This window comes from Variovorax sp. GW821-FHT09B01, from assembly GCF_059418345.1.
In genome coordinates, this window is the sequence record NZ_JBWKPQ010000001.1 from 944109 (window position 1) to 966865 (window position 22757).

A 22757-nucleotide genomic window follows, 5' to 3' on the forward strand; every position below is an offset into this window, starting at 1 on the left:
AACATCGAATGACCGATACCCTGCGCCAGCTCTATCCCCCGATCGAACCCTACGAGAGCGGCATGCTCGACGTTGGCGACGACGGCCACCGCATCCGCTACGAGCGCGTGGGCACGCCCGGCGCCAAGCCCGCGGTGTTCCTGCACGGCGGCCCCGGCGGCGGCATCTCGCCCGAGCACCGGCGGCTGTTCGATCCCGCGCGCTACGACCTGCTGCTGTTCGACCAGCGCGGCTGCGGCCTGTCGGAGCCGCATGCGGGCCTCGAGGCCAACACCACCTGGCACCTGGTGGCCGACATCGAGCGTTTGCGCGCGCTGGTGGGCGCCGAGCGCTGGCTGGTGTTCGGCGGCTCGTGGGGTTCGACCCTCGCTCTGGCCTACGCGCAGAAGCACCCCGAACGCGTCAGCGAGCTGGTGCTGCGCGGCATCTACACCGTCACGCGTGCCGAGCTCGACTGGTACTACCAGTTCGGCGTGTCGGAGATGTTCCCCGACCGATGGGAGCAGTTCCAGGCCCCGATCCCCGAGGCCGAGCGCGGCGACATGATCGTGGCCTACCGCAAGCGACTGACCGGCGACGACCCGGTGGCGCAGATCGAGGCCGCGCGCGCCTGGAGCGTCTGGGAGGGCCAGACCATCACGCTGCTGCCGAGCCCCGCGCTCGCGGCCTCGCATGCCGACGACCATTTCGCGCTGGCCTTCGCGCGGCTGGAGAACCACTACTTCGTGCACGACGCCTGGCTCGATGACGGCCAGCTGCTGCGCGACGCGCACCGGCTGCACGGCATCCCGGGCGTGATCGTGCATGGCCGCTACGACATGCCCTGCCCCGCGCGCTACGCCTGGGCCCTGCACAAGGCTTGGCCCGAGGCGGAGTTCCACCTGATCGAGGGGGCCGGGCATGCGTATTCGGAGCCCGGGATCCTCGATCGCCTGCTGCGGGCGACGGATGGGTTTGCCGGTCGTTGAGGCGGGATCTCTATAATGTGCAGAATTTTGTACAAATCAACCTCAAGGAGCCGGCCATGGCCATCTCAGCCGCTGACGTGATTCCGCTGTCGCAGGCCAGGGCGAACCTGTCCGAACTGGTCGACGAAGTGAAGGCCGGAGCCGAGAAGATCATCACCAAGAATGGCGAGAGCTATGTGGCCATCATCGATGCGCAGCGGCTCGACTACTACCACCAGCTGGAGCGCGAACGCATCCACCTGCTGCTGATCGAGGATGCCAGCCGGGGCCTGGCCGACGTCGCTGCCGGCAAGGTCAAGGACGCGCGAAGCACTCTGTCCGCCATCCAGCGTCGCCGCGCGGCCAAGGCCGCCGGGTGACCGACGACGCCGCACCGTGACCGCGAAGAGCACCGTCAAGCTCACAGCGAACTTCGAGCGGAACCTCGAAGAGATCGAAGCCTTCCTGATCGACGCCGAGGCTTCGCACGCTTTCGACACACTGCTGGAGGAACTGGCGGACACCGTCATCCCCAACCTCGAGAGCTTCCCAGGCATGGGGCGCCTGTTACTCGAGCGACCGACCCGCTCGGTGGAAGTCGCCAATGGCACGGCACGACTGATCAAGCAGCTCGGCGCACTCGCCAAGGACGGCGAGCTGCGCGAGTACGTGATGACGCACTACCTGCTGCTCTATGCGCGAATCGATGGCCGGATCCATCTGCTCTCGATTCGCCACCAGCGGCAGCTCTCCTTCGATTTCATGGCCTTGTGGCGGCGCTGAGTACATCGGACCACGCGGCCCCGGGCCAACGAGTCAGTCCTGGCCTTCGGCCCCCGCAGCCTTCACGATCCGCCCCCACTTCTGGTGCTCCGCCGCGATGAATCGCTTGTACTCCGCCGGCCCCAGGTACTGCGGATCGGCCCCCACCTCGGCCAGCGCGGCCTTGATGTCGGGGGCCTGCCAGGCCTTCTCGAGCGCGGCCGAGAGGCGGTCGATCGCGGGCCTGGGCACGCCCGCGGGCGCGGCCACGCCGAACCAGATCGAGACGTCGTAGCCCGGCACGCCGGCTTCGGCGATCGAGGGCACGCCGGGGAAGGCGGGCGACTTGCGCGGGCTGGTCACGGCCAGTGCACGGATCTTGCCGGCCTTGACGTAGGGCGCATGGGTCGAGGCGGTGTCGAACATCATGTCGACGCGGCCCGCGAGGAAATCCGACAGCGCGGGTGCGGAGCCCTTGTAGGGCACGTGCAGCATCTGCGTGCCGGTCATGCTCTCGAACAGCGCCCCCGACAGGTGGCTCGAGGCGCCGATGCCGGCCGAGGCATAGGTCAGCTTGCCGGGGTTGGCCTTGGCCAGCGCGATCAGTTCGGCCACCGTATTCGCCTTCACCGAGGGATGCACCACCAGCACGTTCGAGGCCGAGGCCACGTTGCCGATGGGCTCGAAATCGGTCAGCGGGTTGTACTTGAGCTTGCGGTAGATGAAGGGGTTGATCGCCATCGTACCGGTGGTGGTGAAGAACAGCGTGTAGCCGTCCTTCGGCGCGGCCAGCGCCACCTCGGCCGCGATCGCGCCGCCGGCGCCGCCGCGGTTGTCGACCACCACGGGCTGGCCCAGCTCCTTCGAGAGCCGGGTCGCGGTGAAGCGCGCCATCGCGTCGGTGGCGCCGCCCGCGGGAAAGGGCACGACGAGCGTGATGGGCTTCTCGGGGAAGGCCGCGGCCGCGGAGGCGGCGAGGCCCAGCGCGAGCAGGCCGCCGAGTGCGGCGCGCCGTGAGAGCAGGGAAAGGAAGGAAGCGGTCATGGCTGTCTCCTGCCGCTGGTGCGGCATGCGTTGTGATGAATCGGTAGCAGAAGAGAAAGACTTCAGTCGTTCGCGGCGTCGCGCGGCGGCGCGCCCGACACGAGCTCGTAGAGCGCCGGGTAGTAGCGGTCGCCCCAGCCCGCGTCGATCGTGCGCCGCAGCGTAGCCGCGGTCTCGCGCGCCATCGCGGCCTCGAGCCCCACGGCCTGCGCGAGCTCGAGCGCGAGGCTCACGTCCTTGAGCGCATAGCGCGTCGCGAAGCGGCCCTCGGGATAGTGGCGCGGCAGCAGCGCCTCGCGTCCCTGCACGCGCGCGGCGCGGCTGTCGGCCGAGCCCAGTTCGATGGCATCGAGCAGCACCGCGCCGTCCACGCCATGCGCACGCGCCACGGCCATCGCCTCGGCCAGGGCCTGCACGGCTTCGAACAGCACGGTGTTGTGCAGGATCTTCACCACCTGGCCCGCGCCGGTGCCGCCGCAGTGCGTGATGTCGCTGCCCATGCAGCGGAAGTGGGGCATCAGCGCGCTCACGTCCTCGGCCGTGCCGCCGGCCATGATGCTCAGCGTGCCCGCGATGGCGGCCGCGGGCATGCGCGCCACCGGTGCGTCGACGAAGCGATGGCCGGCCTGCGCGAGCCGCTCGGCCATGCGGCGCGTGGCCAGCACGGAGGTGGTGCCCATGTCGACCACCGTGCGGCCGCCCTCGCTGCCCTGCCAGGCCTCGGCCAGTGCCTCGACCACCGACTCCGCCGCCTGCGCGCTCGCGAGGCAGAGGAACACCACCGAGGCCTCGTGCGCCAAGGCGCGCAGCGAGTCCGCCGGCACGGCGCCGCGCTCAGCCAGTCGCCGCATCGGCGCGGCATCGAGGTCATGGCACAGCACGCGCGCGCCGCTCTTCGCCGCGAGGTTGGCGCACATGGGCTCGCCCATCACGCCGAGGCCGATGAAACCCAGGGTCCGTTGCGTCATCTCAGAGCCCCACCATCACGGTCTTGGCTTCCTGATAGGTGCGGATGCCGAAGAAGCCCTTCTCGCGGCCCGAGCCGCTTTCCTTGAAGCCGCCGAAGGGCACCGACACGCTGAGCGTCTTGTAGGTGTTGATCCAGACCGTGCCGGCCTCGACCGCGCGCGCCACGCGCCAGGCCTTGGGAAAGTCGCGCGTCCACACGCCCGCGGCCAGGCCGAACAAGCTGTCGTTGGCCTGCGCGACCAGGTCCTCCTCGTTGTCGAAGGGCATCACGCACAGCACCGGGCCGAACACCTCCTGCTGGCAGATACGTGCATCGTTCGTCACGCCGCCGATGAGGGTGGGCAGGTAATAGGCGCCGTTGGCCAGCGCGGGGTCGGCCGGACGGCTGCCGCCGGCCAGCACCTCGGCGCCGTCCTCGCGCGCCATGTTGACCATGGCCTCGACCTTGTCGCGGTGCACGAAGGACGACAGCGGCGCCACCTGCGAGCGCGCATCGTCGGGCGGCCCCACGCGCAGCGCCTTGGCGGCCTGCACCAGCCGCGCGACGAAAGCGTCGTGGATGCCGCGCTCGACGAACAGCCGCGTGCCCGCGATGCACGACTGGCCGCTGGACGAGAACACGCCGTGCAGCACGCCCTGCAGCGCCTTGTCGAGGTCGGCATCGGCGAACACGATGTGCGGCGACTTGCCGCCGAGCTCGAGCGCCACCGCGGCCATGCGGCCCGCGGCCTCGCGCGCGATCGCCTTGCCGGTGGCGGTGCCGCCGGTGAACGAGATCAGCCGCACCTCGGGGTGCGCGACCAGCGCCGAGCCGGTCTCGGCGCCGAGGCCGGTCACGACGTTGAGGATGCCCGGCGGCAGGCCGGCTTCGAGCGCGAGCTCGGCCACGCGCAGCGCGATGGTGGGCGTGAACTCCGAGGGCTTGAGCACCACCGCGTTGCCGGCCGCGAGCGCCGCCGCCACCTTCTGCGACTCGAGCGTGAGCGGCGAATTCCAGGGCGTGATCGCGGCCACCACGCCGAAGGGCTCGTAGAGCACCATCGACAGGTGGTCGCCGCGCGAGGGCGCCACTTCGGCCGGCATGGTCTCGCAGATCGACGCGAAGTAGCGGTACGCCGCCGCGCCGCCGGCCGCCTGCGCCACGCATTCGGCGCGCAGCTTGCCGTTCTCGCGCATCTGGCGCTCGGCCAGTTCCTCTGCATTGGCCTCGATCAGGTCGGCGATGCGGTGCAGGATCGCCGCGCGCCGGTGCGGCAGCATGGCGCGCCACTCGGGCCGGGCCTGCGCGGCCTTGGCGGTGCGCACCGCGAGGTCCACGTCCTCGCGGCTCGCGCTGCCGATCAGGCCGTTGAGCGCGCCGGTGGCGGGATTGATCGATTCGAAGGGCGTGCCCTGGCCTGTTGTCCAGGTGGCGCCGATCAGGAAGGGCCTGACGCCCGCGCTTTGCGTGCTCGCGCTCATGGAAGTCTCCTTGGGGCCGTGCTGGCCGCTGTCTCGGTGGATAGGAAGAATGGATGCATGGTAGGAAGGGCGCGCGGCTCGCGACACCGTTCGATTCCAAGCAGTGGAATGGCGTGAGAGGACCGGCGCAGGCTACGCAGCAGAGCGCGCGGCGACAAGGCGCCGACGCTGCATGGGCTTTCAAGGCCAACTAACAGATCGCAAAGCCGCCACTAGACTCGGCGCTTCGATATCGCAATGGAGAGCGCCGCATGCGCCAGGACCTGCTGGATGGACTCGTCGCCTTCATCGTGGCGGCGGAAGAGCGCGGCTTCTCGGCCGCCGCGGTGCGCCTGGGCGTCACGCCCTCGGCCGTGAGCCAGTCGATCCGCAGCCTCGAGCGGCGCCTGGGCATCGCGCTGTTCAACCGCACCACGCGCAGCGTGAGCCTCACCGAGGTCGGCGAGCGCTATCTCGAGAAGGTGCGGCCGGTGGTGTCGGAGCTCGCCGCGGTCTCGGAGGAGCTGGGCCGCGAGGCCGACCATCCGAGCGGCCTGCTGCGGCTCAACGTGCCGCGCGCTGGCTACACCATCGGCCTGCAGCCGGTGCTGCGGCGCTTTCTCGATCGCTTCCCCGACATCAAGCTCGAGCTGCGGATCGAGAACCAGCTGGTGGACATCGTGGCGCAGGGCTTCGATGCCGGCATCCGCTTCGGCGACCTGGTCGAGAAGGACATGATCGCGGTCAGGATCGGGCCGCGCATCGAGGCGCACGTGATCGCCTCGCCCGACTACCTCGCACGCCACGGCACGCCCGTGCATCCCACCGAACTGCTGGCGCACGACTGCATCGGCTTTCGCCACGTCAGCACCGGCCAGGTCGAGCGCTGGCAGTTCGCGCGCGGCGACGAGACGCTGCAGCTCGCGATCGATGGGCGGCTCGTGCTCAACGATTCGGCCGCGCTGGTGCGCGCGGCGCTCGACGGCATCGGTGTCGCCTACATGATCAACGGCTACATCGAGCCGCTGATCGAACAGGGCCTGCTGGTGCGGCTGCTGGCGGACTGGAGCCCGGTGCTGCCGGGCCTCACGCTCTACTACCCCGACCGGCGCCGCGTGCCCGCGAAGCTGCGCGCGCTGATCGACTTCCTGCGTGCGGAGCTGCCCGCGGCCTCGGCGGTGCCGCCGCCCGAGCTGCGCCTGGCCTGAAGCCGCTCAGATGACGCGGCTCGCCGCGAGCCGGTCGATCCGCCCGGCATCGCAGCCGAGCTCGTCGGCCAGTACCTCGCGCGTGTGCTGGCCCAGGGTCGGCGGCGCGCGCCGGTAGGCCACCGGCGAGGCCGACATCCGGATCGGATTGGCCACCAGTGGAATGGCGCCGGCCGTGGCGTGCTCGACCTCGATCTTCATGCCGCGCGCGATCACCTGCGCGTCCTCGAACACGCGCGCGAGGTCGTTGATGGGGCCGCAGGGCACCTCGGCCGCCTCGAGCGCCGCCACCCATTCGTCGGTGGAGCGCGTCAGCGTGCATTCGCGCAGCAGCCGGATCAGCTCGACGCGGTGCGCGATGCGCGCGAGGTTGGTCGCGAAGCGCTCGTCGGTGGCCAGCGCCGGCCGGCCGATGGCCGTGCACAGCCGCGCGAACTGGCCGTCGTTGCCGACCGCGATGATCACGTCGCCGTCGGCGGTCGGAAAGTCCTGGTACGGCACCACGTTGGGATGCGCATTGCCGAGCCGGCCCGGCGATCGGCCGCCGTAGAGGAAGTTCATGCCCTGGTTCGCCATGCAGGCCACTTGCACGTCGAGCAGCGCGAGGTCGATGTGCTGGCCGGTGCCGCTGCGCTCGCGGTAGGCCAGCGCGGCCAGGATCGCGTTCGAGGCGTACAGGCCGGTGAACAGGTCCGCCACCGCGACACCGACCTTGAGCGGGCCGGCGCCCTGCTCCGATTCCGCGCGACCGGTGACGCTCATGAGCCCGCCCATGGCCTGCACCAGGAAGTCGTAGCCCGCGCGCGGCGCGTAGGGGCCGGTCTGGCCGAAGCCGGTGATCGAGCAATAGACCAGCCGCGGGAACTCGGCATGCAGCGTGGCGTAGTCGAGGCCGTACTGCGCGAGGCCGCCGACCTTGTAGTTCTCCACCAGCACGTCGCAGCGCGCCGCGAGTTCGCGCACCAGTTGCTGGCCCTCGGCCGTGGTGATGTCGATGGTGACCGAGCGCTTGTTGCGGTTGGCGCACAGGTAGTAGGCCGCGTCGCGCGTGGGCTGGCCGTCGCGGTCGTGCAGGAAGGGCGGGCCCCAGTTGCGCGTGTCGTCGCCGCTGCCGGGCCGCTCGACCTTGATCACGTCGGCGCCGAGGTCGGCGAGCATCTGCGAGGCCCAGGGGCCGGCCAGCACGCGCGACAGGTCGAGCACCTTCACATGCGAGAGAGCGCCGTCCATCGCTTCAGGCCGCCAGCATGTGCAGGCCCGCACCCAGGTGGGCCGCGCCGTCGATCTGGATCAGCTGGCCGGTCATGAGGTGCGCGGCCGGCGTGGCGAGGAAGGCGACCAGCTCGGCCACCTCCTCCACGCTGGTGGCGCGGCCCATCGGCGTGGCGTCGACCAGCCGGTCGAGCATCGCCTTCGCGGCCTCGCCGGCCAGGCCCTCGGTCAGCACCGCGCCGGGGCCGATGCAGTTGAGCGCGATGTCGTCCTTGGCCCATTCGAGCGCCAGCGTGCGCATCAGGCCCAGCACGCCGGCGCGCGCGGCGATCGAGTGCGCGATGCCCATCGAGCCGCGGTCCACGCCCGACAGCGAGATGTTGACCACCGAGCCCTTGCGCGCCTTGAGGAAGGGATGGGCGGCCTTGGTCACGACGAAGATGGCCGACAGGTTGACGTCGATCACGGCATCCCAGCCCTTGCGGCTGATGCCGGTGGCGGGCGCGAAGAACTGGCCGCCCGCGTTGTTCACCAGCAGGTCGATGCCCTGGCGCTGGCCGACGCGCGCGACCAGCGCCTCGATCGCCTCGGTGTCGCGCACATTGCAGGTCTCGAAGCCGAAGCGGCCCGCGAGGCCCTCGGCCAGCTGGCCGGTTTCCTCGAGCGCCTCGGCGCGGCGGCCGGTGCCGAAGACGTCCATGCCCAGCGCCATCAGCCGCAGCGCGATCGCGCGGCCGATGCCGGAGCCGGCGCCGGTGATGAAGGCCGAGCGTCCCTGGTGGACGCCGGGCCGCATGACCCGCAGCGCGTCGGCGGCGGGAAGGGAAGAAGTGCTGGCCATCGAAGGCTCCTCGGATCGGAAGGATGGAAGAAGGGGAAAGGACGCGGCTTCAGGCGAAGCGCAGGCCGCCGCCCACGTGCGGGGTCGCGCTGCGCGGCAGCCGCTGCCCGTCGAACAGCGCCGGGAACGCGGGCACGTGCTCGCCCGAGGGCAGCGCCTGCGAGACCGCGCCGGGACGCAGCGCGCGGATCATGGCCAGCGCCTCCTCGGGCGGCCGCACGTTGCCGGCCGGTATCTGCAGCGCCCGCATCTGCGCCAGCACCTCGTCGCGCCGGCGCGGCAGCGTCCAGGCCTCGACCTGGGCGTCGAAATGCGCGGCGCGCGCGATGCGCTCCTTGATCGGCGCGTCGTCGGCGCCCACCAACGGCCGCAGCCGGCGCCAATAGGCGTCGAGCCCGCCGAGGATGTAGACGTGGCCGTCGGCGCAGCGGTAGATGCTCGAGGGCGCGGAGGCGCGGTCGCGGTTGCCCATCGGCGGATCGAGCGCGTCGCCCTCGCTGACCGCGAGCATCGCCGGCCCGATCAGCATGCTGGCCGCGACCTCCATCATCGACAGGTCGACCAGGCAGCCCTGCCGCGCGGGGTCGAGCATGGCCATGGCGCAGCTCATGCCGGCGTACATGCCGCAGAACATGTCGATCGGCCAGCTGGTCGACAGGCGCGGCGAGCCGTCCTCGTCGCCGTTGAGCAGCGCGAAGCCCGACTCGCACTGCGCGATGGTGTCCATGCAGATGCGCTCATCCTGCTGGCCGTAGCCCGAGATCAGCACGATCACCAGCCGCGGGAAGCGTTCGCGCAGCGTCGGCCCGTCGAGGCCCAGGCCGCTCAGCGACGCGGGCGCGAGGTTGCAGACGAAGGCGTCGGCTTCCTCGAGCATGGCATCGAGCGCGGCGCGGTCGGCGGCCTCGCGCAGGTTCAGCACCCGGCTCGTCTTGCCGGTGTTGAAGCTGCGCGCGTAGTAGCTGCCGAAGCCGTTGCCCGGCAGGGTGCGCACGCCGTCGCCCTGCGGCGACTCGACCTTCGTGACCTCGGCGCCGAAGTCCGCGAGGTACTGGGCCGCCGTGGGCCCGGCGATGAACTGCGACAGGTCGACCACGCGCCGGCCGGCCAGCGGGCGCGGCAGGCCCTGGGCCCGCGCCTCAGGCATGCACCACCCGCGTGGCCTTGTGGATGGTGCGCGGCAGGGTGCCGGACTCGACCACCTCGACGTGGAAGCGCACCTGCAGCTTCTCGCGCAGCCGTTGCGACAGCCGCTCGCCGAGGTCGGCCGGCGCGCCTGCCGCGCGCTCCACGCGCAGCTTCACGCCCGTGAGGAAGCCGGTGTGCGGGTCCTTCACGCTGTCGTCGAGCACCAGCAGGTACTCGTTGCTCAGGCCCGGGAAGGCGCGCACGATGTCCTCGACTGCCGAGGGGAACAGGTTCACGCCGCGGATGATCAGCATGTCGTCGGCACGGCCCAGCACGCCGCCGGCCAGGCGCGCATGGGTGCGGCCGTCGGGCGCGGTGCGGCTGTCGCGCACCACCATGTCGCCGGTCCACCAGCGCACCAGCGGGCAGGCCTCCTTGTCGAGATGGGTCAGCACCAGCACGCCGCGCTCGCCGTCGGCCACCGGCTCCCTGGTGTCGGGATGCAGCACCTCGACGTAGATGAAGTCCTCGGCCAGCGTCGGGCCGAGCTGCGCGGCGGTGTCCCAGCCGATCGGCTGGCATTCGAGCGCGCCGTAGCAGTCGAACATCTTCGCGCCCCACTGGCGCTCGATGCGCTCGCGCGTGCCGGGGATGCTGGCGCCGGGCTCGCCGCCCACGCAGACCATCTTCACGCGCGAGGTGGTCAGGTCGCGCCCCAGCTTCTCGGCCGCCTCGGCCATGTGGGCCATGAACGAGGGCGTGCCGATCACGCACTGGCTGCCGTACTGGAAGATGGTCTCGATCTGGCGCTCGGTGTCGCCCGAGGAGGCCGGGATCACCAGCGCGCCCAGGTGCTGGGCCGCGAGCGTGGCGCCGAGGCCGCCGACGAACCACGCGTAGTTGAACATGCACTGGAAGATGTCGCCGCGCCGCAAGCCCTGCGCATAGAGGTAGCGCGCGTAAAGGTCGGCCCAGCGTTCGATGTCGGCCTGGGTCCAGAGCACCGGCGCGGGCCGGGCCGTGGTGCCGGAGGAGAAATGCACCCGCACGGCCTCGCCGGGTTCGACCGCGGCCAGGGCGCCGAACGGGGGCTGTGCCTCGAGGCCGGCGACGTAGTCGGCCTTGCGCGTGAACGGCAGCCGGCGCAGGTCGGCGAAGCTCTTCAGGTCGCCGGGCTCGAAGCCGACCTCGGCGAACACCTTGCGGTAGTGGCTGCTGGTGCGCCCCACGCGCTCGAGCTGGCGGCGCAGGGCATCGAGCTGGGAGGCCTCGATGCGGTCGCGCGACCAGGTCTCCCTCTCATCCCAGATGGTCTCGGAAAAGGGCTGTCTTTCTTGCTGCTTCATGGTTTGGATCCTTGAGAAGCCCGCGCAGCGCGAAGGCTGCCAGGGCATGTGCGATGTCGTCCACCGCCTCGGCGCTCTGCAGCCGCCGCTGGCTGTACCAGACGGTGGCCCAGTTGAGCGCGCCGAAGAAGGGCTTGGTGATGAGCTTCGCCGGCTGGTCGACGAACAGGCCCGCGCGCACCCCGTCGTCGATCACCTCGACGAACATCTGTTCGTAGTCGTCGCGCATCTTGACCACCGAGCGCAGCCGCTTGGCGCCCGAGGAGGCGCCCAGCAGGTGCCGCTCCAGCCCCTGCACCGCCACCTTCTGCATCGGCAGCTCGGTCAGCAGGATCTGGGTGTGGCGCAGCGCCATCGCGGACAGGCGCTCGAGCGGGTCGCCCGCGCCGCGCGCGATCGGCTCGACCTGCTCGTTGAGCCGGTTCATCGCGGCGATCTGCACGTCAAAGAAGAGGTCGGCCTTGCTGCGATAGTGGTGGTAGATGCGGCCCTTGGTGGCGCCCAGGCGCTGCGCCACCGCGTCGATCGACGTCGCCGCATAGCCCAGCTCCATGAAAAGTTCCGCCGCCGCCTGCAGGATCTCGTTGCGCGACTCGTTGCCGCCCGGATCCACCACTGCCTGTTGTGCACTCGCCATCGCCAACCTCTTCTCTTTCGTGATTCACTTCACCCGATCTTCCGCCTCCTTGCGCACGGCGCGTGACAACACCAGCCGCTGGATTTCGGACGATCCCTCGTAGATCTCGAGGATGCGCTGGTCGCGGTACAGCCGTTCCGCGACCGTCGGCTTGCAGTAGCCCATGCCGCCCCAGATCTGGACCGCATTGTCCGCCGCCCGGTGGGCCACCTCGGAAGTGAAGAGCTTGGCCATGGCGCCGAGGTTCGAGACGTCGGCGCCGGCGTCGTAGGCGCGCGCGGCCTCGTACAGCATCATGCGGGCGGCCGAGATCTCGGTCGCCATGTCGGCCAGCTTGAAGCCGATGCCCTGGTTCTCGCCGATCGGCTGGCCGAAGGTGCGGCGCTCGACGGCGCGCTGCGAGGCCTCGCGGAAGGCCGCGAGCGCCAGCCCCATCGACTGCGCCGACACCATGATGCGGCCCACGTTGAGCGTCTGCAGCGCCAGCCGCAGCGCGCGGTTGAGCTCGCCGATGCGCGCGCTGTCGGGCACCACCACGTCGACGCGCAGGTTCGAGGTCTGGGTGCCGCGGATGCCCATCTTGTCGGACAGCTCGTCGACCACCGCGCCGGGCTTCTCCTTGTCGACCATGAAGGCCGAGATGCCGCGCCCGCCCGCGGCCGGGTCGGTCTTGGCGAACACCACGTAGTAGCGCGAGGCGCCGCCGTTACCGATCCAGTACTTCTCGCCGCGCAGGCGCCAGCCCTCGCCCTCGCGCACCGCCGTGGCCTCGATGGCCGCGGCATCCGAGCCCGCCACGCGCTCCGACAGCGCGAAGCTGGTGGCGCGGCCCTGCGTCATCTCGCGCAGGTAGAAGTCCTTCTGCGCGTCGGTGCCGGCCAGCAGGATCGGGAAGGCGCCGAGCTGGTAGGCGCACATGATCGCGGCGGTCGACGCGCAATGCATGCCCAGCGTCTCGACCGCGGCCACGGTGGCGGTCAGGCTCTGGCCCTCGCCGCCCCACTGCGTGGGCAGGAACAGGCCGGTGAAGCGGTGCGCCACCAGCGCCTCGATGGTCTCCCAGGGATAGCGCTGGTCGCGGTCGAGCTCGGGCGCCAGCGGCGCGAAGCGTTCGCGCCCGAGGCGGTCGGCCAGTTGTTGCCAGCGGGTGGCGGCGTCGTCGAGCGATGGGGTCCAGATCACGGTCACTTGGGAGTCTCCAGGGTGGTCAAAGAAGGTGTGGCCGGGGCGGCGCGCGCGCGGAACAGGCGGCCCAGCGGACGCGCCAGGCCCATCAGCCCCTGCGGGAAGAAAGCCAGGATCAGCACCAGCACGCTGCCCAGCACGATCTTGTCGACGTAGCCGCCGAGCGAGAAGAACTTCTCCTGCACCAGCACCAGCGCCGTCGCCAGCAGCGGGCCCAGCAGCTGCCGGCGCCCGACCAGCACCACGGCCGTCAGCATCAGGATCAGGAAGTAGTTCTCCAGGATGTCGGCACTGACGTAGGCACGCTGGTAGGCGTAGAGCCAGCCGGCCAGCGCGCTGATCGGCGCCGAGAACAGGAACACCTGCAGCCGCACGCGCGCCGGGTCGATGCCGCCGATGGTCGCGAGCCGCGGGTTCAGGTGGGTCATGATGGCCGCCGCGCCGAGCTGCGAATGGCGGAAGCGGTCGACCAGGTAGATCACCACCACCAGCAGCGCGAAGGCATAGGGCCAGAGCTCCTTGTCGTTGCGCGCGGTCAGCGTCAGCGGCCCGATCGAGAGGTCGAGCATCGGCAGCCCGCGCACGCCGTCGGAGCCGCCGAGGAAGGCCCAGTTGGCCGCCAGCGTCATCGCCACCACCGCCATCGCGTAGGTGACGAGCGAGAACACGAACTCGCGCAGCCGCAGCGTCACCAGCCCGATGGCCGCGGCGAACACCAGCGCCAGCGCGATCGAGGCGCCGAGCGTGGCCCAGGAACCCGCACCGGCGCGCGTGGACAGCAGCGCCGTGGTGTAGGCCCCGACCGCGAAGAACACGGTGTGGCCGAGGCTGACCTCGCCGAGGTCGGAGACGATCACGTCGAGGCCATAGGACAGCACGGCCAGGATCGCGATCAGCACGGCCGCGCTGTAGACCGAGGCGCCGCCGCCGAGCCAGCCCGGCGCGAACAGCACCAGCACGGCGACGATGGGCAGCGCGGCGCGCTGCGGACGCAGGCGGGCCATCAGTGCACTCCCCCGCGCGCGCCGGCGCCCAGGCCGCCGGGCCGCAGCACCAGCACCGCGATCAGCACCAGGAAGGCCGCGGCCGTGGTGTAGGCCGGCGAGACCAGCGCGCCGAACAGCGCCGTGAAGATGCCCAGCGCCACGCCCGCCACGTAGCTGCCCGCCACGCTGCCGATGCCGCCGAGCACCACCACCACGAAGGTCATGATGACCTCCTCGAAGCCCATCGAGGTGAGGATCGGCGTGCGCGGCGCGACCATGCCGGCCGCGAACGCGACCGCCGCGCCCTCGAATGCGAACACGCCGTAGTAGACGCGCCGCACGTTGACGCCGGCGAGCTGCGCCAGCTTCGGGTCTTCCGCCACCATGCGCACCAGCCGCCCGGTGCGGGTGCCGTCGAGCGTCCACTTCAGGCCGATGAAGACCGCGATCGCGGCCAGCACGATGGCCGCGTCCTGCCAGGTCAGCCAGAGATCGCCGATGTCGATCTCGCGCTGCGACAGCGCGGTCTCGAGGATCTGGCCGGTGGAGCCGAAGATCAGCGCCGCCGCGCCCTGCAACACGTAGCCGAAGCCCAGCGTCATGATCATGATCGAGACCAGGTTCTGCTCGAAGGTGGCGCGCAGCATCACGCGCTGCATCGCCACGCCGAAGGCCGCGCCCACCGCCATGGCGATCGGCAGCGCCAGCGCGTAGGGCACGCCGGCGCGCGTCACGGCCCACCAGCTCACGAAAGCGCCGAGCATGTACATCTGGCCGTGGCCGAAGTTCACCAGGCGCGCCACGCCCAGCAGCACGGTCCAGCCGATCGCGACCAGCGCGTAGGCATGGCCGAGCACGATGCCGTTGATGAGTTGTTGCAACAGGTTCATGCCGCGTGGGCTCCGAGGTAGGCTTGCGCGATGCGCGGGTCGTTGCCGAACTCGGCCGCCGGTCCTTCGAGGACCACGCGGCCGCGCTCCAGCAGCACGAGGCGGTCGACCACCTCCATGGCGGCGCGCACGTTCTGTTCGACCAGCAGGATGGAAAGGCCCGAGCGGGCCAGCGTTCGCATGGTCTGCAGCACCTGCGAGACCAGCATCGGCGCCAGGCCGATCGAGGGCTCGTCGAGCAGCAGCAGGCGCGGGCCCATCATCAGCGCGCGCCCGATGCCCAGCATCTGGCGCTCGCCGCCCGAGAGCTGCGCGCCCAGGTGGCCGCGGCGCTCGTGCAGGCGCGGGAACAGGCCGTAGATCTCGTCGCGCGTGTAGACCTTGCGCCCGGGCGCGGCCAGCGGCGCGAAGGCGGTGGAGAGGTTCTCCTCCACGCTCATGCGCGAGAACACCAGCCGTCCCTCGGGCACCAGCAGCAGGCCGGCGCGCACGCGGTCGTGCGTGGGCCAGGCATCGATGCGCTCGCCGTTCAGCACCACCTCGCCGGCCACGCGCGGATCGCCGCGCGACCAGCCCGCGAGCGCGTTCACCAGCGTCGACTTGCCGGCCCCGTTGGCGCCGATCACGCCGAGGATCTCGCCGCGGCCCACGCGCAGCGCATCGAGCGCCACCGCGCGGTTGCCCGCGTAGGAGACCGCGAGGCCGCGCACCTCGAGCACCGTGTCCTGATCCGTGCGGCTCATTGCGCCTTCCCCAGGTAGGCCTCGCGCACGCGCGGATCCCGCTGGATCTCGGCCGGCGTGCCGTAGGCGAGTTGGCGGCCCAGGTCGAGCACGCAGATGCGGTCGGCCACGGCCATGATCAGTTCCATGTGGTGCTCGATCACCACCAGCGCCACGCCCTCGCGCTTGAGCGCGGACAGCAGCGCGACCAGCGCCGCCATGTCCTCGCCGCCCAGGCCCGCGGCCGGCTCGTCGAGCAGCAGCACGCTGGCGCCCGCGCCGTAGGCCAGCGCGATCGACAGCATGCGCTGCACGCCGTAGGGAATCTCCTTCGGGCTCATCGCGTGATAGAGCGCCGGGATGCCGAAGCGCACCAGCTGGCGCGCCGCGAAGTCCTCGGCCTCGCCGCGCCGGCGCGCGGCGCCGACCGGGTTGAGCACGCTCGACCACAGGCCCGAGTGCGCCTGCGCGCCGAGCACGGCGACGAAGTTGCCGAGCACGCTGAGGTCGTCGAAGAAGGCGTTCTGCTGGAACGCGCGCTTCAGGCCAAGGCCCGCGAGGCCATAGGGCGGCACCGCCGTCACGTCGCGCCCGTGCAGGCTCACGCGGCCGCCGCGCCGCACCATCGCGGTCACGGCGTCGTAGCAGGAGCTCTTGCCGGCGCCGTTCGGGCCGATGATGCCCAGCAGCTCGCCGGGCGCCACCTCCCAGCCCACGCCGTCGAGCGCGACCAGCGCGCCGTAGCGCACGCCCAGGCCTTCCACGCGCAGCGCGGGCGGGGTGGTGGCAGTGGCGCTGGCGTTGGTCGGGTTCATCGCGTCGCTGTGCATGCCCGGCTCACTGCTGCACCACGATCTTGCGGCCGTCCACCTTGAACAGGTAGTGGTGCGACAGCAGCTGGCCGTTGGGCTCGAAAGTCAGGTCGCCCATCACCGTGCCCTTGAAGCTGCCGCCGCGGATGCGCCTGGCGATCGCCTCGCGGTCCAGCGTCTTGAGCTCGTTGGCGGCCATCGCCCATACCTGCAGCGAGGTGGCGCCCAGCGCCATGAACTTGTCGGGCGTGTACTTGAAGAGCTCCTGCGTCTTCGCCACGAAGCGCTGGTTGGCGGGGTTCGAGACGAAAGGCTCCACGGCCGGGAAGTAGATGTCGGCGCTGACCAGCCCGTGCGCGGCATCGCCGGCCACGTCGATCACGCTGGGCGCGACCGTGCCCACCGCGGCCACCAGCGCGCCCGGCAGCCGCGACTGCCTGGCCTGGCGGATGATCGCGGGCATGCCCAGGCCCTCGTTGGCGTTGATCGCCACCGTGATGTCGGGGTTGGCGGCGCGCACGTTGGTCAGCGCCACGCGGAAGTCAGCCTGCGCGAACGGGAATTTCTCCTCGGCCACCTTCTCGTAGGCGTAGCCGAGCTTCTTGAGTTCGCCCTCGATCGATTCCTGCGCGCCGTTGCCGTAGGCGTCGTTCTCGGTCAGGAAAGCGACGCGCTTGGCCTTCACCACCTTCGCGATGTAGTTCGCGATCACCGCGCCGTCCTGCGAGTTCGAGCTGTTGAGCCGCACCGCCAGCGGATTGCCTTCGCCCGAGAGGATCGGGTCGGCCTTCGAGACCGCCGTGATGTCGAGCACGCCGGCGCGCGCGATCACCGGCTGCATCGCGAGCGTGACCGGGCTGTTCCAGCCCTCGATGATCACCGCGACGCCCGAGCTCACGAGCTCGGTGGCGCGCGAGACGCCCACGGCCGGCGTCGACTCGTCGTCGCGCGAGACGATCTCGATGCGCCGGCCCAGCACGCCGCCGCTCTCGTTGATGACGGCCGCCATCGCCTGGATCGCCTGCGTCACGTGCTGCCCCTGCGGGCCCGCGCCGCCCGACAGCGGGAAGATGGTGCCGACCTTGACGGTCGGCGGCGTCTGCGCCTGGGCAAGGCCGAACAGCGCAAGGCCCAGGCCCGCCGCCGTCATCAGGTTCCGAATCAGCTTCATGGTGTGTCTCCAGCTCGTTATGGAAGGGAAAGGCTCTTCGTCGTCTATCTGCCGGCCGGCTTCTGCACGACGATCGCGCCGTTGCTGACCGTGAAGGCATGGGTGGGCAGCTGCAGCTGCCCGTTGGGCGCGAAGCTCACGTCGCCGAACACCGTGCCCTTGAAGCTGCCGCCGCGGATGCGGCGCGCCAGCGGCTCGCGCTCCAGCGTCTTGAGTTCGTTCGCCGCCATGGCCCAGAACTGCAGCGCGGCCGCGCCCACCGCCATGAACTTGTCGGGCGTGCGCTTGAACATCGCCTGCGAGCGCGCGACGAAGCGCTTGTTGACGGGATCGGAGGCGAAGGGCTCGACGTCGGGAAAGTAGATGTCCACGCCGGCCACGCCGTTGGCGGCCTCGCCCGCCACCGAGATCACGCTGGGCGCCACCGTGCCCAGCGCCGCGAGCAGTTGGCCCGGCACGCGGCCCTGCTTGAACTGGCGCAGGATCGCGGGCATGCCCAGGCCCTCGTTGGCATTGATCGCGACGGTCACGTCGGGGTTGGCGGCACGGATGCTGGTCAGCGCGATGCGGAAGTCCGACTGCGTGAACGGGAACTTCTCCTCGGCCACCTTCTGGTAGTCGTGGTTCAACGCCTTGAGCCCGGCCTCGATCGCCTGCTGCGTGCCGATGCCGTAGGCGTCGTTCTCGGTCAGGAAGGCGATGCGCCGGCCCTTGAAGCCGGTGGCGATGGCCTGCGCGACCGCGGCGCCGCCCTGCGAGTTGGAGGCATTGAGCCGGATCGCGAGCGGGTTGCCCTCGCCCGAGAGCACGGCATCGGCGCTCGCGAAGGTCGTGATGTCGAGCACGCCGGCGCGCGCGATCACCGGCTGCATCGCCAGCGCCACCGGGCTGTTCCAGCCTTCGATGATCACGGCCACGCCCTGCCCGATCAGCTCGTTGGCGCGCGACACGCCGACCGCCGGCGTCGATTCGTCGTCGCGCACCAGGATCTCGATGGGCCGCCCGAGCACGCCGCCGGCCTCGTTGATGAGCGCGGCCATGGCCTGGATCGCCTCGGTCACGTGCTGGCCCTGCGGCCCCGCGCCGCCCGACAGCGGAAGGATCACGCCGACCTTGATCGGCGCGGGCGACTGCGCCATCGCGCCCGCCCCCGAAGCCAGTGCCGCCGCGGCGATCGCGGCCATCGAAAACATGCGTCGTGTCGGATCCATCTCGTCTCCTTGCGCGGTGCGCGACCTCGGGCCAGGCGGCACGCATCGTGCCGCGGAGCGAACATACCATTGAGTATTTAATCGGGTCAACGCCATCGCGATGAAAGAACCCTAGGCGAATACCCTATGGGACAGGTGGCATGCCACGCGAATCCATCGCGGTCTCGTTGCAACGATACTCATCGGTATGTATCATGAACCGACGCATCTTCCCAACTGCACAAGGCAAGCACTCATGAACACAGAAGGAATCAGCGCGCTCGTCACCGGCGGCGCATCGGGCCTGGGCCTCGCCACGGTCCATCGGCTGCACGCGGCGGGCGCCAGCGTGGTGATCGCCGACCTGCCCTCCTCGCAGGGCGAGGCCATCGCGAAGAGCCTCGGCGAACGGGTCCGCTTCGCACCCGCCGACGTCACCAGCGAGGTCGACATGAACGCGGCCTGCGACGTGGCCGAGTCCTTCGGTCCGCTGCACGTGCTGGTGCACTGCGCGGGCCGCGGCGGCCCGGTGCGGCTGGTCGACAAGGACGGCAGCCCGGGTTCGCTCGAGACCTACGAGAACATCGTGCGCATCAACCTGGTCGGCACCTTCAACACGCTGCGGCTGGCAGCCACGCGCATGGCGCGCAACGAGCACACGGCCGAGGGCGAGCGCGGCGTCTGCGTGCTGACCGCCTCGGTGGCGGCCTACGAGGGCCAGATCGGGCAGATCGGCTATGCCTCGTCGAAGGCCGGCGTGGTGGGCCTGACCATCGTGGCGGCGCGCGACCTCGCGAGCAAGGCGATCCGCGTGTGCACCATCGCGCCCGGCATCTTCGACACGCCGATGCTCGCGCGCGTCTCGGAAGCGGCGCGCCTCTCGCTCGGCGCCTCGGTGCCGCATCCCTCGCGGCTGGGCACGCCCGACGAATACGCGCAGCTCGCGCTGCACATCGTGAGCAACCCGATGCTCAACGGCGAAACCATCCGGCTCGACGGCGCGCTGCGCATGGCGCCGCGCTGAATCGCCCGCCCTCCCCGTTCACCCTTCTCCCTTCTCTCCCAGAGGAAGCACCCATGACCGAAGAAGTCCTCGTCGACAGCAGCGACGGCATCCTGACCATCACCATCAACCGCCCGCAGGCGCGCAACGCGGCCACGCTCGCGGTGGCGCACGGCATCGCGGCCGCGCTCGACGAGCTCGACCGGCGCGACGACCTGCGCATCGGCATCCTCACCGGTGCCGGCGGCACCTTCTGCGCCGGCATGGACCTCAAGGGCTTCCTGCGCGGCGAGCGCCCGAGCATCGAGGGCCGCGGCTTCGGTGGCCTGACCGCGAAGCCGCCGGTGAAGCCGCTGATCGCCGCGGTCGAGGGCTATGCGCTGGCCGGCGGCTTCGAGCTGGTGCTGGCCTGCGACATGGTGGTGGCGGCCGAGAACGCCCAGTTCGGCGTGCCCGAGGTCAAGCGCGGCCTGGCCGCGACGGCCGGCGGCCTGGTGCGGCTGCCGCGCCAGCTGCCCTACCGCATCGCGCTCGAGCTCGCGCTCACCGGCGACATGTTCCCGGCCGCGCGCGCCTACCACTACGGCCTGGTCAACCGGCTCGCCGCGCCCGGCGAGGCACTGGCCGAGGCACGCCGGCTGGCGCAAACCATCGCGGCCAACGGCCCGCTGTCGGTGGCCGCGAGCAAGCGCGTGGTGGTCGAGTCGCAGGACTGGCCCGCCGCCGAGCTGTGGGAACGCCAGGCCGCGCTGACCGAGCACGTGTTCAGCTCGGCCGATGCGCGCGAGGGCTCGGCCGCCTTCGCCGAGAAGCGCAAGCCCGTGTGGCAGGGCAAGTGACGCCATGGCCACCGACACCCGATTCGACGGCCCCGGCCCCGATGCGCAGTACCTGCAGGCGCTGCAGGAAGGCCGGCTGATGCTGCAGCACTGCGAGGACTGCGCCGCCGTGCGCTTTCCGCCCGCGCTGGTGTGCCGCGCCTGCGGCGGCCCGCGGCTGCAATGGCGCGCCTCGCCGGGACGGGGCAGCGTGTATTCGCTGACCACGGTGCGCGACCGCGCGGGCGACTACAACGTGGCGCTGGTCGACCTCGAGGGCGGCGCGCGCATGATGAGCCGCGTGGAGGACGTCGCGCCCGACGCGGTGCGCATCGGCCAGCGCGTGCGGGCGCGCATCGTGGCCGGCGAGGAGCCCTTCGTGGTCTTCGCGCCGGCCGACGGAGACGTGCCATGAGCCGCGCGACACATTCCCTGCGCGGCCGCGGCGCCATCGTCGGCATCGGCAACACGCGGCGCTGGAACGCGCCCGGCCGCACGCCCTTCGACCAGCTGCAGGAAGCGGCCGTGCTCGCGCTCGAGGACTGCGGCCTGCGCATGTCGCAGGTCGACGGCCTGTTCTGCGCCATGTCGACCTCGGGCCTGCCGGTGCTCAACGTCGCGGAGCGCCTGGGCATCAAACCCCGGCATGCCGACGGCACCATGGTCGGCGGCGCCTCCTTCCTGTTCCACCTGCAGTCGGCGCTGATGGCGCTCGAGCTCGGCCTGTGCGAGGTCGCGCTGATCTGCTATGGCTCCAACCAGCTCACGGCCGGCGGCAAGCTGGCCTCGATGCCCGATCCACAGCCCTACGAATCGCCGTTCCGCCCGCGCTATCCGCTGTCGAGCTATGCGCTGGCCGCGGCGCGCCACATGCACGAGTACGGCACCACGCGCGAGCAGCTGGCCGACGTGGCGGTGGCCGCGCGCGACTGGGCGCGGCTCAATCCCGATGCCTTCGCGCGCGATCCGCTGAGCCGCGCCGACGTGCTGGCCTCGCGCATGATCAGCGACCCGCTGACCAAGGCCGACAGTTGCCTGGTGACCGACGGCGGCGCGGCGCTGGTGCTGACGCGCGCCGAGCGCGCGCGCGACATGCCGCGGCCCGCGGCCTACGTGCTGGGCACCGGCGTGGCCGTGAGCCACCGCCAGATCTCTGCCATGCCCGACCTCACGACCACCTGCGCGGTCGAGTCGGGCCAGCGCGCCTATGCGATGGCCGGCGTCGGCCCGAAGGACATCGACCACCTGATGGTCTACGACGCCTTCACCATCAACACGCTGCTGTTCCTCGAGGACCTGGGCTTCTGCGCCAAGGGCGAGGCCGGCGCGATGGTGTCCTCGGGCGCCATCTCGCCGGGCGGGCGGCTGCCGGTCAACACCAACGGCGGCGGCCTGTCGTGCAACCACCCGGGCATGTACGGCCTGTTCACCGTGATCGAGTCGGTCGAGCAACTGCGCGGCAGCGCCGGCGCGCGGCAGGTCGAGGGCGTCGAGATTTCGCTCGCGCACGCCAACGGCGGCGTGCTGTCGAGCCAGGCCACCGCCATCCTCGGCACGGCCGCCACCTTGTGAGGACCGCATGACCATCGACCCCGAACGGCTGCTGGCGGCCCAGATCCCGCAGATCGAGCAGCACTACGACTGGCAGCAATGCATCGTCTACGCGCTGGGCATCGGCGTGGGCCTGGACCCGATGGACGAGGCCGACCTGGCCTTCGTCGACGAGACCCGGCTGAAGGTGCAGCCCACCATGGCCAACGTGATGGGCTACCCCGGCTTCTGGATGCGCGACCTGCCGCTGGGCCTGGACTGGGTGCGCACGGTGCACGGCGAGCATTCCACGCGCATCCACCGGCCACTGCCGGCCAAGGCCTCGGTGCGCGGCACCAGCCGCATCGTCGACCTGATCGACAAGGGCGAGGGCCGCGGCGCGCTGATCTTCGTCGAGCGCGAGATCGCCGACATGCACAGCGGCGAGCTGCTGGCCACCGTGCGCCAGACGGTGTTCTGCCGCGGCGACGGCGGCTTCGGCGGCGAGCGCCGCGCGCAACCCGCGCCGCACGCCATTCCGGCGCGCGAGCCCGATGCCGCGATCGAGCTGCCGACCTCGCCGCAGTCGGCGCTGATCTACCGGCTGTGCGGCGACTACAACCCGCTGCATGCGGTGCCGGCGATCGCGCGCGAGGCCGGCTTCGCGCGCCCGATCCTGCACGGCCTCGCGACCTTCGGCGTGGCCGGCCACGGCATCGTCAAGCGCTGGTGCGACGGCGATCCCGCCGCGCTGCGCGAGATGGGCGGGCGCTTCTCCTCGCCCGTGCTCCCCGGCGAGACGGTGCGGCTCGAACTCTGGCGCGAGGGACCGACCCGCGCCGCCTTCCGCGCCAGCGTGCCCGCACGCGGCGCCGTGGTCATCGACAACGGCCATCTCGAAACCGCCTGAGGACAC

At 71.0% G+C, this 22757-nt stretch carries 24 protein-coding genes; 9 read left to right on the forward strand and 15 right to left on the reverse strand.

Annotated features, from left to right (window positions below):
• Positions 1 to 8: 8 nt before the first annotated feature.
• From pip to AC07RV_RS04090, 3 genes are read left to right on the forward strand one after another with little or no spacing between them, the layout of a single operon-like run.
• Complete coding sequence (gene pip, locus AC07RV_RS04080; RefSeq protein WP_296784841.1) at positions 9 to 968, forward strand: prolyl aminopeptidase; 960 nt, start codon at positions 9 to 11, stop codon at positions 966 to 968.
• A 56-nt stretch (positions 969 to 1024) separates the two neighbouring features.
• A complete protein-coding gene (locus AC07RV_RS04085; RefSeq protein ID WP_296784843.1) occupies positions 1025 to 1327 on the forward strand; it encodes a type II toxin-antitoxin system Phd/YefM family antitoxin in 303 nt (100 codons plus the stop codon).
• Between the two features lie 16 nt (positions 1328 to 1343).
• Positions 1344 to 1730: a type II toxin-antitoxin system RelE/ParE family toxin gene (locus AC07RV_RS04090; RefSeq protein WP_296784846.1), complete on the forward strand. Its 387-nt coding sequence runs from the start codon at positions 1344 to 1346 to the stop codon at positions 1728 to 1730.
• A 33-nt stretch (positions 1731 to 1763) separates the two neighbouring features.
• On the opposite strand, the gene AC07RV_RS04095 is transcribed toward AC07RV_RS04090, so the two are convergent.
• From AC07RV_RS04095 to AC07RV_RS04105, 3 genes are all read right to left on the reverse strand, one after another.
• A complete protein-coding gene (locus AC07RV_RS04095) occupies positions 1764 to 2753 on the reverse strand; it encodes a Bug family tripartite tricarboxylate transporter substrate binding protein (RefSeq protein ID WP_208510040.1) in 990 nt (329 codons plus the stop codon).
• 62 nt (positions 2754 to 2815) lie between these two features.
• The gene (locus tag AC07RV_RS04100) at positions 2816 to 3721 is read right to left on the reverse strand and encodes an NAD(P)-dependent oxidoreductase (protein WP_296784848.1); all 906 of its coding nucleotides are present in this window, start codon (positions 3719 to 3721) and stop codon (positions 2816 to 2818) included.
• Between the two features lies 1 nt (position 3722).
• Positions 3723 to 5183: an aldehyde dehydrogenase gene (locus tag AC07RV_RS04105; protein WP_296784850.1), complete on the reverse strand. Its 1461-nt coding sequence runs from the start codon at positions 5181 to 5183 to the stop codon at positions 3723 to 3725.
• Between the two features lie 251 nt (positions 5184 to 5434).
• Here AC07RV_RS04105 and AC07RV_RS04110 point away from each other — a divergent pair, with 251 nt between their 5' ends.
• Complete coding sequence (locus AC07RV_RS04110; protein ID WP_296784853.1) at positions 5435 to 6370, forward strand: LysR family transcriptional regulator; 936 nt, start codon at positions 5435 to 5437, stop codon at positions 6368 to 6370.
• Between the two features lie 6 nt (positions 6371 to 6376).
• Here AC07RV_RS04110 and AC07RV_RS04115 read toward each other — a convergent pair whose 3' ends face one another.
• Genes AC07RV_RS04115 through AC07RV_RS04170 form a run of 12 tightly spaced genes read right to left on the reverse strand, consistent with a single transcriptional unit; the run spans position 6377 to position 18511 of the window.
• Positions 6377 to 7600, reverse strand: coding sequence for a CaiB/BaiF CoA transferase family protein (locus AC07RV_RS04115; RefSeq protein WP_296784855.1), 1224 nt, complete (start codon positions 7598 to 7600; stop codon positions 6377 to 6379).
• 4 nt (positions 7601 to 7604) lie between these two features.
• A complete protein-coding gene (locus tag AC07RV_RS04120; RefSeq protein WP_296784858.1) occupies positions 7605 to 8423 on the reverse strand; it encodes an SDR family NAD(P)-dependent oxidoreductase in 819 nt (272 codons plus the stop codon).
• A 49-nt stretch (positions 8424 to 8472) separates the two neighbouring features.
• Positions 8473 to 9570: a CoA transferase gene (locus tag AC07RV_RS04125; protein WP_296784860.1), complete on the reverse strand. Its 1098-nt coding sequence runs from the start codon at positions 9568 to 9570 to the stop codon at positions 8473 to 8475.
• A complete protein-coding gene (locus tag AC07RV_RS04130) occupies positions 9563 to 10897 on the reverse strand; it encodes a phenylacetate--CoA ligase family protein (protein ID WP_296784863.1) in 1335 nt (444 codons plus the stop codon). The genes AC07RV_RS04125 and AC07RV_RS04130 overlap by 8 nt, the downstream gene beginning before the upstream one ends.
• Positions 10851 to 11534: a TetR/AcrR family transcriptional regulator gene (locus tag AC07RV_RS04135; protein WP_093352379.1), complete on the reverse strand. Its 684-nt coding sequence runs from the start codon at positions 11532 to 11534 to the stop codon at positions 10851 to 10853. The genes AC07RV_RS04130 and AC07RV_RS04135 overlap by 47 nt, the downstream gene beginning before the upstream one ends.
• Positions 11535 to 11558: 24 nt before the next feature.
• Positions 11559 to 12722 (reverse strand): acyl-CoA dehydrogenase family protein, encoded by a 1164-nt coding sequence (locus AC07RV_RS04140; RefSeq protein WP_209539686.1) that lies wholly within the window; start codon positions 12720 to 12722, stop codon positions 11559 to 11561.
• Entirely contained in the window at positions 12719 to 13723 is a 1005-nt protein-coding gene (locus tag AC07RV_RS04145; RefSeq protein WP_296784869.1) for a branched-chain amino acid ABC transporter permease, read from the reverse strand. The genes AC07RV_RS04140 and AC07RV_RS04145 overlap by 4 nt, the downstream gene beginning before the upstream one ends.
• Positions 13723 to 14595, reverse strand: a complete 873-nt coding sequence (locus tag AC07RV_RS04150; RefSeq protein ID WP_093352387.1) for a branched-chain amino acid ABC transporter permease — start codon at positions 14593 to 14595, stop codon at positions 13723 to 13725. Before AC07RV_RS04150 ends, AC07RV_RS04145 begins: the two co-directional genes overlap by 1 nt.
• The gene (locus AC07RV_RS04155) at positions 14592 to 15338 is read right to left on the reverse strand and encodes an ABC transporter ATP-binding protein (protein WP_093352389.1); all 747 of its coding nucleotides are present in this window, start codon (positions 15336 to 15338) and stop codon (positions 14592 to 14594) included. Before AC07RV_RS04155 ends, AC07RV_RS04150 begins: the two co-directional genes overlap by 4 nt.
• Positions 15335 to 16147 (reverse strand): ABC transporter ATP-binding protein, encoded by an 813-nt coding sequence (locus AC07RV_RS04160; RefSeq protein ID WP_296784872.1) that lies wholly within the window; start codon positions 16145 to 16147, stop codon positions 15335 to 15337. The genes AC07RV_RS04155 and AC07RV_RS04160 overlap by 4 nt, the downstream gene beginning before the upstream one ends.
• A gap of 7 nt (positions 16148 to 16154) precedes the next feature.
• A complete protein-coding gene (locus AC07RV_RS04165; RefSeq protein ID WP_093352392.1) occupies positions 16155 to 17300 on the reverse strand; it encodes an ABC transporter substrate-binding protein in 1146 nt (381 codons plus the stop codon).
• Between the two features lie 44 nt (positions 17301 to 17344).
• Entirely contained in the window at positions 17345 to 18511 is a 1167-nt protein-coding gene (locus tag AC07RV_RS04170) for an ABC transporter substrate-binding protein (RefSeq protein ID WP_296784877.1), read from the reverse strand.
• Between the two features lie 235 nt (positions 18512 to 18746).
• Between AC07RV_RS04170 and AC07RV_RS04175 the strand changes: the two genes are divergently transcribed.
• From AC07RV_RS04175 to AC07RV_RS04195, 5 genes are read left to right on the forward strand one after another with little or no spacing between them, the layout of a single operon-like run.
• On the forward strand, positions 18747 to 19514 hold the full coding sequence (locus AC07RV_RS04175) for an SDR family NAD(P)-dependent oxidoreductase (RefSeq protein WP_296784880.1): 768 nt from the start codon (positions 18747 to 18749) through the stop codon (positions 19512 to 19514).
• Between the two features lie 53 nt (positions 19515 to 19567).
• Positions 19568 to 20332, forward strand: coding sequence for a crotonase/enoyl-CoA hydratase family protein (locus AC07RV_RS04180; protein ID WP_296784882.1), 765 nt, complete (start codon positions 19568 to 19570; stop codon positions 20330 to 20332).
• 4 nt (positions 20333 to 20336) lie between these two features.
• Positions 20337 to 20726 (forward strand): Zn-ribbon domain-containing OB-fold protein, encoded by a 390-nt coding sequence (locus AC07RV_RS04185; protein ID WP_296784884.1) that lies wholly within the window; start codon positions 20337 to 20339, stop codon positions 20724 to 20726.
• Positions 20723 to 21883, forward strand: a complete 1161-nt coding sequence (locus AC07RV_RS04190) for a thiolase family protein (protein WP_296784885.1) — start codon at positions 20723 to 20725, stop codon at positions 21881 to 21883. The genes AC07RV_RS04185 and AC07RV_RS04190 overlap by 4 nt, the downstream gene beginning before the upstream one ends.
• A 7-nt stretch (positions 21884 to 21890) precedes the next feature.
• Positions 21891 to 22751, forward strand: a complete 861-nt coding sequence (locus AC07RV_RS04195) for a MaoC/PaaZ C-terminal domain-containing protein (RefSeq protein ID WP_296784887.1) — start codon at positions 21891 to 21893, stop codon at positions 22749 to 22751.
• Positions 22752 to 22757 lie beyond the last annotated feature (6 nt).